Annotated in this window: 16 protein-coding genes; 8 read left to right on the top strand and 8 right to left on the bottom strand. The window is 67.2% G+C overall.

Going from position 1 to position 14,548, the window contains the following annotated elements; all coding sequences use genetic code 11:
- Positions 1-134: 134 nt before the first annotated feature.
- From gltX to K32_RS14315, 3 genes are all read right to left on the bottom strand, one after another.
- A complete protein-coding gene (gene gltX, locus K32_RS14305; RefSeq protein ID WP_201400170.1) occupies positions 135-1,508 on the bottom strand; it encodes a glutamate--tRNA ligase in 1,374 nt (457 codons plus the stop codon).
- A 229-nt stretch (positions 1,509-1,737) separates the two neighbouring features.
- On the bottom strand, positions 1,738-2,727 hold the full coding sequence (locus K32_RS14310; RefSeq protein ID WP_201400171.1) for an aldo/keto reductase: 990 nt from the start codon (positions 2,725-2,727) through the stop codon (positions 1,738-1,740).
- A 109-nt stretch (positions 2,728-2,836) separates the two neighbouring features.
- Complete coding sequence (locus K32_RS14315) at positions 2,837-3,319, bottom strand: VOC family protein (protein WP_201400172.1); 483 nt, start codon at positions 3,317-3,319, stop codon at positions 2,837-2,839.
- Between the two features lie 510 nt (positions 3,320-3,829).
- On the opposite strand from K32_RS14315, the gene K32_RS14320 reads away from it, so the two are divergent.
- Genes K32_RS14320 through K32_RS14335 form a run of 4 tightly spaced genes read left to right on the top strand, consistent with a single transcriptional unit; the run spans position 3,830 to position 7,870 of the window.
- Positions 3,830-5,248 (top strand): circularly permuted type 2 ATP-grasp protein, encoded by a 1,419-nt coding sequence (locus tag K32_RS14320; RefSeq protein WP_201400173.1) that lies wholly within the window; start codon positions 3,830-3,832, stop codon positions 5,246-5,248.
- 27 nt (positions 5,249-5,275) lie between these two features.
- The gene (locus K32_RS14325) at positions 5,276-6,217 is read left to right on the top strand and encodes an alpha-E domain-containing protein (protein WP_201400174.1); all 942 of its coding nucleotides are present in this window, start codon (positions 5,276-5,278) and stop codon (positions 6,215-6,217) included.
- Between the two features lie 12 nt (positions 6,218-6,229).
- Positions 6,230-7,111, top strand: coding sequence for a transglutaminase family protein (locus tag K32_RS14330; RefSeq protein ID WP_201400175.1), 882 nt, complete (start codon positions 6,230-6,232; stop codon positions 7,109-7,111).
- Positions 7,112-7,123: 12 nt separating this feature from the next.
- The gene (locus K32_RS14335; protein ID WP_201400176.1) at positions 7,124-7,870 is read left to right on the top strand and encodes a peptidase; all 747 of its coding nucleotides are present in this window, start codon (positions 7,124-7,126) and stop codon (positions 7,868-7,870) included.
- Between the two features lie 73 nt (positions 7,871-7,943).
- Here K32_RS14335 and K32_RS14340 read toward each other — a convergent pair whose 3' ends face one another.
- Positions 7,944-8,216, bottom strand: coding sequence for an usg protein (locus K32_RS14340; protein ID WP_201404502.1), 273 nt, complete (start codon positions 8,214-8,216; stop codon positions 7,944-7,946).
- Positions 8,217-8,441: 225 nt separating this feature from the next.
- On the opposite strand from K32_RS14340, the gene K32_RS14345 reads away from it, so the two are divergent.
- The 3 genes from K32_RS14345 (at position 8,442) to K32_RS14355 (ending at position 10,140) form a co-directional block, all read left to right on the top strand.
- A complete protein-coding gene (locus K32_RS14345; RefSeq protein WP_201400177.1) occupies positions 8,442-8,780 on the top strand; it encodes a helix-turn-helix transcriptional regulator in 339 nt (112 codons plus the stop codon).
- The gene (locus tag K32_RS14350; protein WP_244669515.1) at positions 8,777-9,226 is read left to right on the top strand and encodes an SRPBCC domain-containing protein; all 450 of its coding nucleotides are present in this window, start codon (positions 8,777-8,779) and stop codon (positions 9,224-9,226) included. Before K32_RS14345 ends, K32_RS14350 begins: the two co-directional genes overlap by 4 nt.
- Before the next feature lie 161 nt (positions 9,227-9,387).
- Positions 9,388-10,140, top strand: coding sequence for a thioredoxin family protein (locus K32_RS14355; protein WP_201400178.1), 753 nt, complete (start codon positions 9,388-9,390; stop codon positions 10,138-10,140).
- Positions 10,141-10,297: 157 nt separating this feature from the next.
- Here the strand turns inward: K32_RS14355 and K32_RS14360 are convergent, their stop codons facing one another.
- The 3 genes from K32_RS14360 to K32_RS14370 are packed head-to-tail and all read right to left on the bottom strand — an operon-like array spanning position 10,298 to position 12,961.
- Positions 10,298-11,908: an NTP transferase domain-containing protein gene (locus K32_RS14360; RefSeq protein ID WP_201400179.1), complete on the bottom strand. Its 1,611-nt coding sequence runs from the start codon at positions 11,906-11,908 to the stop codon at positions 10,298-10,300.
- Positions 11,905-12,618, bottom strand: coding sequence for an XdhC family protein (locus tag K32_RS14365; protein WP_201400180.1), 714 nt, complete (start codon positions 12,616-12,618; stop codon positions 11,905-11,907). Before K32_RS14365 ends, K32_RS14360 begins: the two co-directional genes overlap by 4 nt.
- Position 12,619: 1 nt before the next feature.
- Complete coding sequence (locus K32_RS14370) at positions 12,620-12,961, bottom strand: XdhC family protein (protein ID WP_371812679.1); 342 nt, start codon at positions 12,959-12,961, stop codon at positions 12,620-12,622.
- A gap of 374 nt (positions 12,962-13,335) precedes the next feature.
- Here K32_RS14370 and pcaD point away from each other — a divergent pair, with 374 nt between their 5' ends.
- Positions 13,336-14,121 carry a 3-oxoadipate enol-lactonase gene (gene pcaD / locus K32_RS14375; protein ID WP_201400182.1) on the top strand — a complete coding sequence of 262 codons (786 nt, stop codon included), beginning with the start codon at positions 13,336-13,338 and terminating at the stop codon, positions 14,119-14,121.
- Here pcaD and K32_RS14380 read toward each other — a convergent pair whose 3' ends face one another.
- Positions 14,122-14,520, bottom strand: a complete 399-nt coding sequence (locus tag K32_RS14380; protein ID WP_244669517.1) for a DoxX family protein — start codon at positions 14,518-14,520, stop codon at positions 14,122-14,124.
- Positions 14,521-14,548: the final 28 nt, after the last annotated feature.

Here is a 14,548-nt window from a genome sequence, read left to right on the forward strand (position 1 = left end):
GCCTATCGGCCACATGCCGGTGTTTCTGGATCCCGGCCTTCGCCGGGATGACGGCGGAGGGTGGCAAGATCCGATCAGCACGATGAAGGCGGTGCTGCGCGAAGGTCTCCCTCAGGGAGAGGTCAAAGGCAGCATCAGCCGGCGGGCGTCGCCACGGCGTCGAGGCGGGCGATGACCGCGTCACGGCCGATCAGCGGCAGCAGCGCCGCCAGCTCCGGGCCATGGTCGAGGCCGGTTAGCACTTGGCGGAGCGGCATGAACAGCGCCCGGCCCTTGCGCCCGGTCGCCGCCTTGACTGCGTCGGTCCAGACCTTCCAGCTCTGCCCGTCGAAAATCCCTTCCGGCAGCACCTTGCGCGCCTCGGCGAAGAACGCCGCCTCGTCGGCATCGGCGGCCACGTGGGGCGCGACCGGCCCGGTGACCACCTGCCACCATTCGACCGCATCCCGGAGGCGGACGAGATTGCCGCGCACCGCGTTCCAGAAATCCTCGCCGCCGGCGACGCCGAGCGCTGAAAGCCGCTCCGCGACTTCGGCATAAGGCTTGGCGTGCAGCAGCTTGGCGTTGAGGCCGTCGAGATCGGCGGGGTCGAACTTCGCCGGCGCCTTCGAGACCATGGAGAGATCGACCATGCCGGCGAGCGTCGCGAGGTCGACGACCGGCTCGACGGAATGGGAAGTACCGATCAGCACGGCGAGCGAATTGACCGCCATCGGCTCGTAGCCTTCCTCGCGCAGCGAGCCGAGCGACAGCGCGCCGGTCCGCTTCGAGAGCCCCTCGCCCGTCGACGTCGTCAGCGTGTTGTGATGGCCGAATACCGGCGCCGGCGCGCCGAGCGCCTCGAACAGCTGCAGCTGCACGCCCGTGTTGGTGACGTGGTCGTCGCCGCGGATGATGTGGGTCACGCCCATGTCGGCGTCGTCGACGACCGAGGGCAGCGTGTAGAGATAGGTGCCGTCCTCGCGCACCAGCACGGGATCGGAGAGCGAGCCGATATCGACGATCTGCGGTCCGCGCACCAGATCGTCCCAGGTGACGTGGCCGACGCTCTCGTCGAGCTTGAAGCGCCAATGCGGCCGGCGGCCTTCAGATTCCAGCTTGGCACGATCGGCATCGGTCAGCTTGAGGCCCGCGCGGTCATAGACCGGCGGCAGGCCGCGCGCCTGCTGGCGCTTGCGCTTGCGGTCGAGCTCTTCCGCCGTCTCGTAGCAGGCATAGAGGCGACCGGCCTGCTTCAGCCGCGCCACGGCGGCATCATAGGAATCGGTGCGCAGCGACTGGCGCTCGAAGCGGTGCGGCGCGATGCCGAGCCAGGCGAGATCGCGCTGGATCGCCTCAGCATATTCCTCTTTCGAGCGCTCGCGATCGGTATCGTCCAGCCGCAGGATGAACTGCCCGCCGGCCTTCAGCGCGAACAGCCAGTTGAGCAGCGCGGGGCGCGCATTGCCGATATGGAGATAGCCGGTCGGCGACGGCGCGAAGCGGACGGTGACGGGTGCGTGGGTCATGCGCACGCTTTAGCGCGCACCGCCGGACCGCGCAATCGGGCCGGCGGCGGGGCGTCCGAGCCTTTCAGACCGATCGACTGGCACCGTCATCATCCTGAGGTGCTTCGCGCAGCGAAGCCTCGAAGGAGGGTCCAGCGAAGCGCTCCCTGGACACTCCTTCGAGGCCCGGCTTCGCCGGGCACCTCAGGATGATGATCGAGCTTTGAAACACAGCTCGAAAGAAGGGCGACTAGAACCGCTGCGGCGCGGCGGGCTTGTTGCCGAGGATGGCGTCGATCTTTTCCAGCACGTCGGCGGTCAGCTTGTCGCGGCTTTCGAGGGCCGAGAGATTGTCTTCCAGCTGCGCCTTCTTCGACGCGCCGAGGATGACGGTCGAGACGTTCGGATTGGCCAGGCACCAGAGCAGCGCCAGATGGTGGATCGGCAGGCCGATCTCTTCCGCGACCTCGGCGAGCTTTTCCACCTGGGCGATGCGCTGGCGGCCCCTCTCGCTCTGCCAGAGCTCCTTCAGCCATTCATAGCCCGGCAGGTCGAGGCGGCTGCCGGCCGGAATGCCCTTGTTGTACTTGCCGGTGAGGATGCCGGAAGCGAGCGGCGACCAGATCGTCGTGCCGAGCCCCATCAGGTCGTAGAGCGGGCGGTAATCGCCCTCGACCTTGTCGCGCTCGAACAGATTGTACTGCGGCTGCTCCATGGTCGGCGGCGTGATGCGAAGATCCTTGGCGACCGCCCAGGCCTCGGTCAGCTGCTGCGCCGACCATTCCGACGTGCCCCAGTAGAGCACCTTGCCCTGCTGCACGAGGTCGTGCATCGCCCGCACCGTCTCCTCGATCGGCGTGTCGATGTCGGGGCGGTGGCAGAAATAGAGGTCGAGATAGTCGACCTTGAGCCGCTTCAGCGCCGCGTGGCAGGCCTCGGTGACGTGCTTGCGCGAAAGCCCGCGCTGGGTCGGCTTGTCGCCACCCCAGAACACCTTGCTGGAGACGATGTAGCTGTCGCGGCTCCAGGCGAGCTTGGCCAGCGCCTCGCCCATCAGCGCCTCGGAGACGCCGGCCTCGTAGCCCTCGGCATTGTCGAAGAAATTGATGCCTCGCTCATAGGCGAGCGCCATGATGTCGAGCGCGTCGCGCTCGTCGACCTGCTTGCCGAACGTCACCCACGAACCGAGCGACAGCTCGCTGACCTTGAGCCCGGATTTCCCCAAACGACGATACTGCATCATCTCTTCCGATCATTCCTGAACCGTGCCACGGCGCTGCCGCCGGGGCGGCAAGCTAAGGCAGATCTGGTCCCGGCGCCACAGCGGAGAGGCGCTTGGGCGTCGCGGTTCAGGCGAGCTCGCCTTCATAAGCCTGCCTGAGCGCCTGGATGTCGATCTTCGTCATGTCGAGAAGCGTTTCCATGACCCGCTGCGATTTCTTCGCGTCCGGGTCGGTCAGCATGGGGACGAGGATGCTCGGCACCACCTGCCAGGAGACGCCGAACTTGTCCTTGAGCCAGCCGCAGCGGCTGGTGGCGCCGCCGCTTTCCGACAGCCGTTCCCAGAGCTCGTCGATCTCGGCCTGGCTCTCGCAGGTCACCACGAAGGAGATCGCCTCGTTGAACTTGAAATGGGGGCCGCCATTGAGCGCCGTGAACTCGAGCCCCTCCAGCGAGAAGGACGCGGTCATGACGCTGCCCTTGGGACCGGGACCGGCCTCGCCATAGCGCGCCACCTTGCCGACCTTCGCGTTCTTGAAGATGGAAACGTAGAAAATGATGGCTTCTTCGACCTGATTGTCGAACCAGAGAAAGGGGGTGATCTTCTGCATGGCACTTTCCTTTGAACGTCCTCGACCTCCCGCGCCTGGAGCCTCCGGCTCGCCTGACCGCGCGGCCGCCTCTGATCTGGCGACGGGCCGAACGCAGGCATGCCCCGCCCGAGGCGTCGCGCGGGCAAAGGCGGTCGCAATTCGGCTTCCCTCAAATGGGCGACTGCGTGATCGAGAGAGATCGGAAACCCGATGGCTTCGCTTCGACACGAGATGCTGGAAAACGCGCGGAGGCGGCCAGCGTTCCCGAGCCGGACGCCTGCGCCCTCACCGGCCGCGTGCCGGGAAAGACAGCGGCCGGACTGTCCGTTTTTCAGGCAATTGCCGACTTTCGCGCCGAAACGCGCCGTTCGTCCGAATTCGGCCGATTGCCACTAGCCAAGAATGCCCGGCTCATATGCAATGGTTCCCGCACTCCAACGCTGCGGGTGTACCGGCAACCGGGCCTGATCTCCGGTTGGCACGGAGCTTGCGGTTCGGAAGGAGCAAACAGAGGAGGATGGCGCGCAGATGGTCGTTGCCTTCGACGAGATGAGCGCGAGCAGCGAAAGCTGCCGGCCAGGCTACGAGATCCTCAAACGCTGGCTGGATTCGACCCCGCCGGACCTCCTATCCACCCGGCGCGCCGAAGCCGAGCTGCTCTTCCGCCGCATCGGCATCACCTTCGCCGTCTATGGCGACAATGACGGCGAGGAACGGATCATCCCGTTCGACATCATTCCGCGCATCATCACCGCGCCGGAATGGACCAAGCTCTCGAAGGGGCTGGAGCAGCGGGTCAAGGCGCTGAACGCCTTCCTCGCCGACATCTACTCCAAGGGCGAGATCCTGAAGGCCGGCGTCGTGCCGGAGGATCTCATCTACCAGAACCCCTACTACCGGCCGGAGATGGCGGGGCTGAAGCTCGCCCACGACATCTACGTCATGATCGCCGGCATCGACATCGTCCGCGTCGATCCCGACACCTTCTACGTGCTGGAGGACAATGCCCGCACGCCGTCCGGCGTCTCCTACATGCTGGAGAACCGGGAAGTGATGATGAAGCTGTTCCCGGACCTGTTCGCGGAACACCGCATCGCCCCGGTCGAGAATTATCCGGACGCGCTGCTCGCGACGCTGAAATCCGTTGCCCCGCGCTCGGCATCGGGCGATCCGACGGTGGCGCTGCTGACGCCGGGCCCGTTCAACTCTGCCTTCTACGAGCACTCGTTCCTCGCCGACAAGCTCGGCATCGAGCTGGTCGAGGGCCGTGACCTCTTGGTGCGCGACAATGTCGTCTACATGCGCACCACCGAGGGGCCGAAGCGCGTCGACGTGCTCTATCGCCGCCTCGACGACGACTTCCTCGATCCCCTGACCTTCCGGCCGGATTCGATCCTCGGCGTGCCGGGGCTGATGAACGCCTATCGCGCCGGCAACATCACGCTCTCCAACGCCGTCGGCACCGGCGTCGCCGACGACAAGGCGGTCTATTCCTACATGCCGGAGATCGTCCGCTTCTATCTCGGCGAGGAGCCGATTTTGAAGAACGTGCCGACCTGGCGCTGCCGCGAGGCGGACTCGCTCAAATACGTGCTCGACAATCTCGACAGCCTGGTGGTGAAGGAAGTCGCAGGCTCCGGCGGCTACGGCATGCTGATCGGCCCCGCCTCGGACCGCAAGACGCGGGAAGAGTTCGGCGCCAAGCTCCGCGCCAATCCGGACGATTTCATCGCCCAGCCGACGCTGGCGCTCTCGACCTCGCCGACCTTCGTCGATTCCGGCATCGCGCCGCGCCATGTCGACCTACGCCCGTTCGTGCTTTCGGGCCGCGACAAGGTCCGCATCGTGCCCGGCGGGCTCACCCGGGTCGCCCTCAAGGAGGGATCGCTGGTGGTGAATTCGAGCCAGGGCGGCGGCACCAAGGATACCTGGGTGCTCGATGCCTGACCGTCCCGATTCCCGGAGTTTTCTTCCGTGCTGAGCCGTACCGCCGACAATCTGTTCTGGCTCGCCCGCTATGTCGAGCGCGCCGAGAACACCGCCCGCATCATCGACGCCGCCAACCGCCTCGCCGCCATGCCGATCGCCTATGCCGGCGGCTCCAATGAATGGGAATCGGCCGTCGCCGCCACCGGCGCGCTTGGCCTGTTCCAATCGCTGAACCGCGAGCCGACGGCCGAGAACATCATCGACTTCTTGGCCTTCTCTCCGGAGAACCCCTCCTCCATCCGCTCCTGCCTGGAGCGGGCTCGCGTCAACGCCCGCACCGTGCGCACGGCGCTGACCTCGGAAATGTGGGAGGCGATCAACGGCGCCTGGCTGGGCTTGCGCGATTTCGACGGCGCCGCCCGCGACCGGATGAAGCTCAACGCCTTCCTGATCTATGTGAAGGAGGCGTCGCTCCGCTTCGACGGCTCCGCCTACCGGACGATGATCCGCAACGACGTCTATTTCTTCTCGAGCCTCGGATCCTTCATCGAGCGGGCTGACAACACCGCGCGCATCCTCGACGTGAAATACCACCTGCTGCTCCCCGCCCAGGAGAGCGTCGGCGGCGGCCTCGATTATTTCCAGTGGTCGTCGATCCTGCGCTCCGTCTCGGCCAACACCGCCTATCACTGGGTCTATCGCGAGAGCCTGAAGCCGTGGCTGGTCGCCGATCTCTTGGTCCTGAACGACCAGCTGCCGCGCTCGCTCGCCTCCTGCTACGACAATATCTGCGCCTTCCTGGACGAGCTGTCGCTCGCCTATGGCCGGCAGGGACTGGCGCAGCGCGTCGCCCGCTCGACCCGCAACCGGCTGCAGAACGCCACCATCGACGATGTCTTCCGCGATGGCCTGCACGAGTTCCTGACCGAGTTCATCGGCGAGAACGCACGCCTCGGCCAGGCGATCACTGATCAGTACCTCGCCTGACGGGACCGCCTCATGCGCCTCCGCATCGTCCACGAAACCGCCTACCGCTTCGATCCGCCGGCGACCGGCGCGATCCAGACCCTGCGGCTGACGCCGCGCGGCCATGACGGCCAGTTCGTCGTCAACTGGCGCATCGAGGTCGACCATGACTGCCGGCTCGACCCGGCGACCGACCCGTTCGGCAACCGCGTCCATTCCTTCACCACGGAGGGGCGGCTCGACGGGCTCACCATCACCGCGCTCGGCGACGTCGAGACGCATGACATGGCCGGAATGGTGCGCGGCCAGAAGGAACGCTTTCCCGTCGGCGTCTTTCTGCGCGTCACGCCGCTGACGACGCCGGACGCCGCCATCCGCGCCTTCGCCGAGGACGTCACGGCGGCGGCCCCGGCCGATCCGCTGGCCCGCCTGCACGCGCTGATGGCGGGCGTGCACGAAAAGATCCTCTCGGGCGGCGACGGCACGGATGCGAGCGCCAAGGCGACCTTCGCGGCCGGCCGCGGCGACGGCCGCGCCACGGCGCATGTGATGATCGCAGCGGCGCGCCATCTCGGCATCCCCGCCCGCTATGCCAGCGGCTATCTGTTCCGGCCCGACACGGAGGCACCGGCCACCGCCGAGCATGGCTGGGCCGAGGCCCATGTCGACGGCGTCGGCTGGATCGGCTTCGACGCGTCGATGAACCTCTGCCCGGTCGATACCCATGTGCGGCTCGCCATCGGCCTCGACGGTATCGGCGCCGCGCCGGTGCGCGGCATGGCCTATGGCGCCGGCGCCGAAGCGCCCGCGATCTCGATCCGCGTCACCGAGGCTCGTGCGCAAAGAGAGAGAGGCGCCGTATTTTCACTTGCGCCTCAAACTCAGTCTTCTAAAACTCCGCCCGGGGCGGGGTAGGACGAAGAGTTTATGACCTATTGCGTTGGAATCCTGGTGCGTGACGGGTTGGTCATGCTGGCCGACACCCGCACCAATGCCGGGCTCGACAATATCGCGACGTTCCGGAAGCTGCACCTCTTCCAGACGGAGGGCGAGCGCGTCATCACAATCGCCACGGCGGGCAACCTCGCCGTCAGCCAATCCGTGCTGAACGTGCTGAACGACGGACTCGAGAACCCCGAGACCGGCAAGATCGAGACGATCTACACCATCCCCTCCATGTTCAAGGTGGCGCAGTTCGTCGGCCGCGCCATCCGCGAGGTCTACCGCATCCACGGCAAGTCGATGGAGCAGCAGGCCGCGAGCTTCGACGTCACCATGCTGCTCGGCGGCCAGGTCAAGGGCGGGCGGCTGCGCCTGTTCATGATCTACTCGGCCGGCAATTTCATCGAGGCGACGACCGACACGCCCTACCTGCAGATCGGCGAGCACAAATACGGCAAGCCGATCCTCGACCGCGCGGTGACGGGCGACACCGACACATCCGAGGCGCTGAAGCTCGGGCTCATCTCGATGGATTCGACGCTGCGCTCCAATCTCGGCGTCGGCATGCCGATCGACATCGCCGTCATCCGCCGGGGCGAGCTGAAGCTCGCGGTCTCGCACCGCATCGACGACAGCGACGCCTATTTCGCCGACCTGCGCTCGCACTGGTCCGCGGCGCTGCGCGCCGCCCACCAGGCCATCCCCGCCCCGCCCTACGGCCACGACGGGTAGGTTCTCCGCTCCGCCGTCATCCCGGCCTACGCCGGGGCGACGGTGCCCTGCCCATGCCGCAAGCTGCCGGCCCTCAGTTCAGACTGAACTCGGCGGCGGCGATGCGGCATTCCGCCGGGCCGATCAGGCCCTTGTGCGCGACCCGCACCGAATGTAGCGGGCCATCGATTTCGCGCTTCCAGAAATCGAGAAACCGGGTGAGTTCGGGGAAATCGGGAGCAAGGTCGTATTCCTGCCAGATGAAGCTCTGCAGGAAGACCGGATGATCCGGAAGACGGTACAGGATATGCGCCGTCGTCAGGCTATATCCGGAAAGCTGACGCAGCAGGGGTGACGGCATAAGCACCTCCTCTGGTATTCGACAGGCCCTCCATGGGACCGTCCCCATGGTCTCAAAAACCACCCCGGATTTCAACGATTATCTTTTAATATCAGTATTTTAGCAGCATTGCCGTAGAAGTGCTGCCAGCCTGGGTTGCGGGCGTCTCGCGAGGGCCGCGCGCCGGCGCTTTTCCCCGCGATCCCGCGACCGGGTTGACATTAGCTGTCGGCAGGGCATACACTTAACCACATGGTTAAGTTTAGCGAACCTGATCTGGACCGGACCTTCGCGGCGCTTGCCGATCCGACAAGGCGCGCCCTGCTCGCCCGGCTGGTCTCGCAGGACGGAGCCTCGGTCAGCGAACTCGCCGAACCCTTTCCGGTCTCGCTTCCGGCGATCCTGAAGCACCTCAACGTCCTCTCGGACGCGGGGCTGATCACACGCCAGAAGACGGGACGCACCGTGACCTGCCGCCTGAACGCCGCGCCGATGGCCGACGCGATGGCCTGGCTCGATCACTATCAGCAATTCTGGTCGGCCCAGCTCGACCGCCTCGCCCACTTCGTGGAGGACGACGATCTATCATGAAAGACTTGCCGAGCCTGACCCTGAAACGCCAGATCAAGGCGTCACCCGCCCGGATCTTCAAGGCCTGGACCGACCCCGCGAAGCTCGTCCACTGGTTCGGACCGCGCGAGACCGAGGAAGGCAGCGTCGTCGCCGAGACGGACCTGCGCGTCGGCGGCGCCTACAACATCCGCTTCCGCTCCAGCGACGGCCGCGAGCACGGCGCCAGCGGCGTCTACCAGGAAGTCGTGCCGGACGAGAAGCTGGTCTTCACCTGGACCTGGCTCGAAATGCCGGAGATGCCGACGCTCATGACCATCACGCTGCGGGGCGAGGAAGGCGGCACCATGCTGACCCTCACCCACGCCCTCCTCGCCGACGAAGCCACCGTCGCGAGCCACCGGGATGGCTGGGAAGGCGCCATCGACAAGCTGGAACGCTTCGTCACGCGTGGCGCGAAGAAATAGGTTTTCGGGGCGGCCCGGCCCATCCGGCCGGCGCCCCCGCACAGCAACCAACCTGTCGGGCAGGCTCGTCCTGCCGATGACGGCCGGATGCCTCCGGCCGAACGAACCGGCGCGCCTGTGGCCGCCGCGATGCAAGCATCCTCTTTCGAAGGAGTTTTGCCATGAACATGCTCGACAGTTCGACATCCAACCCGAAGGTCGTATCGCGCGACGAGTGGATCGCCGCGCGCAAGGCGCATCTCGCCAATGAGCGGGAGCTGACGCACCGCCTGGACGAGCTCCGCGCCGAAAGGCGGCAGCTGCCCTGGGTCGAGGTCGACAAGACCTATGTGTTCGAGGGCCCGAACGGCCCGGAAACGCTCGCCGACCTCTTCGACGGTCGCAGTCAGCTGATCGTCTATCACTTCATGTTCGGGCCGGACTGGCAGGAGGGCTGCCCCGGCTGCTCCTTCGTCTCCGACCATATCGACGGCGTCAATCTGCACCTCCCCCATCACGACGTGACGCTGCTCGCCGTCTCCCGCGCGCCCTATGCCGCTTTCCAGGACTACAAGAAGCGGATGGGCTGGCAGTTCAAATGGGTGTCGTCGGCGGGAAGCGACTTCAACGCCGACTACCACGTCTACCCCTCCGAGGCGGAAATCGCCGCCGGCCGCTACGAGTACAATTACGAGCTGCATGACGGCGAGCCCGGGGAGCAGCCCGGCATCAGCGTCTTCTACAAGGATCCCGACGGCCGGATCTTCCACACCTACTCGTCCTATGCGCGCGGCGGCGACATGCTGATCGGCACGCATCATTTCCTCGACATGACGCCGAAGGGCCGCAACGAGCGATCGACGATGGACTGGGTCCGCCGGCACGACCGCTACGAGGATCGTCCGGCTGTGGCGGCGCACGACTGCTGCTCGTAGCCGGCGGATCGCCCTCACCCCAACCCTCTCCCGCAGGCGGGAGAGGGAGCTCCCCCGCGCTCGTCGTTGCGCTGCCAATCGATGAAGGTGCCGGGCCAAGGCCCTCGCCCGCTTGCGGGAGAGGGTTGGGTGAGGGTCTTTAGCCTGTCACGACCGCTCAGGCGGGCAGCTTGCCGCCCGCCGCGAAGAGCGCTTCCGGCGTATCGAGATCGAGCGCGACCTCGGGCCCGATCTCGACCTCGACGACGGCATCGGCATGCTGACCGATCAGATGCCGCGCGCCGGTATCGCCCTGGATCGCCCGCAGCTCGCCGAAGAAGGCGCGCGACCAGAGCACCGGATTGCCGCGTTTGCCGGCATGGGTCGGCACGACCACCAGCCGGTCCGCGCCGGGATCGAAGGCCTCGATCAGCCGGTCGAGGATTTCGGCCGTCAGCAGCGGCATGTCGGCGAGCATGACCAGCACGCCGTCGATATCGGCGTCGAGGCTGGCGACGCCCTGCCGGAGCGAGGTCGAGAGCCCCTCGGCATAGTCGGGATTATCGACGAAGCGGATCGGTTGGCCTGCCAAGGCCTGTTCGACCGCCTCGCGGCGATGGCCGGTGACGACCGTCACCGACGCGGCCTTGCTGGCGAGCGCCGCCTCGACGACGCCGCGAACGAGGCTGCGGCCGCCGAGCTCGGCGAGCAGCTTGTTCGGGCCGCCCATCCGCCGGCCCTCTCCCGCCGCCAGCACCAGCGCCGCGACCTTCGGCGGTTTGGCCTCGGCCGTCTCGCGCGGCTGCGGCCGCGAGGCGATCTCCGTCAGCAAGCCGCCGACGCCGAGGCCGGTGATCTCGTCCGGCCCGATCGGCAGGCCCGCGAGCAGCCGGCCGAGCACCCAGTCGAAGCCGTTCTCGCGCGGGCTGCGGGCGCAGCCGGGCGCGCCGACGACCGGTCGGCCCTGCAGGTCCCCAACGACCAGAAGATTGCCGGGATCGACCGGCATGCCGAGATGGATGATCCGGCCGCCGGCCGCCTGGATTCCCGCCGGCACCACGTCCTCGGCGTCGACCATCGCCGACGCGCCGAAGACGATCAGCAGTTCCGCCCCCTCGCGCACCAGCTCCGCCAGCGCCGCGGCGATGGCGGCGGCGACATGAGCGACGCGCCGCTCGTCGATCAGGAATGCGCCTGCCGGCTTCAGTCGCGCCTCGGTCATCCGTCGCGTCTTGTCGAGGATGGAGGGCTTCAGGGTCGGCAGGACAGTGGCGACGAGGCCGACGGCGAGCGGCCGGTAGGGCGCGACGCGAACCAGCGCCGACGCCGCCGCGACCCGCTCCGCCGCCTCCAGCGGCGCGAGAGGGACGGCGAAGGGGATGATCTTCACGGTCGCCACCATCTGGCCCTTCGTCACCGGCGCATGCGCCGGCAGCGTCGCCAGCGTAATCGCGGGATCGACGCGGTTGAAGCGATCGATGGCGTCGCGGTCGACCACCAGCAGTCCATCGGCCTCGGCGTGCAGATTGGCGCGGCCGGTGAAGGGAGGATGGACCTCGACCCCCGGCCCCGCCACCGCCCCGGCAAGCCGCGCCGCCGCCGCGTCCTCGTGCACGTCGCCCTCGCCGAGCCGCGCCACGACGACCGTCTCGACGCCCGCCGCCCGCAGCAGCCCCAGCTGGTCGGCGGTCAGCCGGTTCCCCTTCCGCAGCATCTGCCCGTCCAGCGCCAGCGAATGCGCGAGCAGCGCGCCTTCGGCCTCGACCACGGGACAGGGTCCGAATTTCACCGCGATGCCTCCGATGCGACCCCGCGGCTGCGGAGCGTCCCGATGAGTTCGGCGAGGATCGCGACGGCGATCTCCGCCGGCGATTGCGCGCCGATGGCGAGGCCGATCGGCGAGCGGATCCGGGCGACCTCAGCCGGATCGACGCCGGCCGCGATCAGGCGCTCGACCCGCTGCGCATGCGTCTTGCGGCTGCCGAGCGCGCCGACATAGAAGCAGTTCGCCGCGAGCGCCGCCTGGAGCGGCCCGTCGTCGATCTTCGGATCATGCGTCAGCGCCGCGACCGCCGTGAAGGCGTCGAGCGGCGCGCGCTTGAACGCATACTCCGGCCATTCGGCGACCAGATCGATGCCGGCGAAGCGCTCCGGCGTCGCGAAGGCGGTGCGCGGGTCGATGATCACGACGTCGAAGCCGGCGATCCCGGCCATCGGCGCCAGCGCCTGCGAGATATGCACGGCGCCGATGACGACGAGGCGCGGCGGCGGCACATGAACGGTGAGGAGAAACGCGCCGCCATCCGCCGTTTCGACCCGTCCCGACCGCGCCGAGCGGAAGCGCTCCGGCAGCAGTTCGGCCAGCGCCGGCTCGATCGTCGCGTCGACGTCGTCCTCGCGCACCAGGCGCACGACGCCGGAGCCGAGATCGGTGACGAGGATGGCCGCCTGTCGCCGCCGGCGCGCCTGGTTCAGGGCGTTGAGCGTGGCACGGTCCACCTCAGATCACCTTCTCGACATAGACCCGGATGCGGCCGCCGCAGGAGAGCCCGACGCGCCAGGCAGTCTCGTCGGCGATACCGAATTCGAGCAGGCGCGGCTCCCCCTTTCGGATGACCTCGATCGCCTCCTCGATCACCGCGCCCTCGACGCAGCCGCCCGAGACCGAGCCTTCGAAGCGGCCGTCCGCGTCAATCACCAGATGGCTGCCGACGGGGCGCGGCGCCGATCCCCAGGTCTCGACCACGGTGGCGAGCGCCACGGACCGACCGGCCTCGAGCCAGTCCTCGGCGAGACCGAGGACGTCGGCGTCCTGCAGTTGAAGCGGTCGTTCAGCCGTCACGATCAACCTCTTGAAGCGATGGCGAGATGGCTGCGCGGCTCGACGACCGCTTCCGGCGAGCGAACGAGGCTGATTTCATCGGCATGTCGAGCGGGAAAACGGGAGCCGGCGCGCACACGCTGCCGGAAGCGGCGGCGCCGGCGGAGAAGCGTGCCAGGGTCGTCTCGACTTGTATGGGATGCAGCATCCGGATATTCATCCCATAAGCCTATAGATAGTAAGATTTGAAGGCAACAGGGGACCGCATTCCCGCCGCGTAAACCGATCTTTTGGCCGGACCTTTTCCATTATATAGGTGGAGGCCTCCACCCGCCGGCGCGTATCGCCATCATGCCGGCCGACCGATCCCGCTGGCAAGTTGTACGGGGTTTCTCATGCCACTGATCGCTATGGACGATCGCATCCGACTGAATGTCGAAGCCGATCCGGACAATGGCAATCCAGCACTTCTCCTGACGAATGCGCTCGGAGCGGATCTCAGCATGTGGGAGCCGCAGCTCCCCGCCTTCCGCGAACATTTCCGCGTTATCCGCTTCGACGATCGCGGCCATGGCGGCTCCGACGTCCCCGATACGCCCTATACGATCGACCGGCTCGGCCGAGATGCGCGCGCCGTGCTGGACGCTGTCGGCGTCGAGAGCGCGCATGTCGTGGGGATGTCGAAGGGCGGCATGGTCGGCGCCTGGCTCGCGGCGAACAAACCGGACTATGTCGAGAAGCTCGCCATCTGCGTCTCGGCCCCGCATCTGCCGCCGCGCGACATGTGGGAAGGCCGCGCCAAGACCGCACGCAACGAGGGGCTGGCGGCGCTGGTCGATTCGGTGATCGGCCGCTGGTTTCGCGAGGGCTTTCGCGTCGCGGCGCCGGAGACGGTGGCCCGCATCCGCGCGATGATCCTCGACACGCCGGCCGAGGGCTATGCCGCCTGCTGCGAGGCGCTGGGGGAAATGGACCTGCGCGACGACATCACGCTGATCCAGGCGCCGACGCTCGTCGTCTGCGCCGATCAGGATCCGACCGTTCAGCCGGGCAAGGCCCGCGAATGGGTCGCCTCGATCGACGGCGCGCGGATGGAGATCATCCGCAACGCCGCCCATCTCTGCAATGTCGAGCAGCCGGAAGCCTTCAACGGCGCGCTGCTCGAATTCCTGCGGACGTGATCAGACGCGCTCGCGGCCGAGCGCGCCATCGACGCTCCAGCGGCCCGGGCCGGCGAAGACAATGAACAGGAAGATGAAGCAGTAAAGGATGGCGGCGTCGCCGCCATTCAGCGCCGGATAGAAGCCGCGCGGCGCATGGGCCAGCCAGTAGGCGACGGCCATCTGGCCGGACAGCAGGAACGCCACCGGACGCGAGAACAGGCCGATCAGCAGCAGGAAGCCGCCGACCAGCTCCAGCACGCCGGCCGTCCAGCCGAGGCTGAGAAACGCCGGCATACTATCGGATGCCGGGAAGCCGAGAAGCTTCTGCGTGCCGTGCTCGAAGAAGATCAAAGCAGAAACGATGCGCAGCAGTCCGAGCGCGGACGGCTGAAACTTGGAAAGCTTCTCAACTAACACAGGCAGAATCTCCATTACGACGAAGATG

The sequence above is a fragment of the Kaistia sp. 32K genome (genome assembly GCF_016629525.1).
Lineage (GTDB): Bacteria > Pseudomonadota > Alphaproteobacteria > Rhizobiales > Kaistiaceae > Kaistia.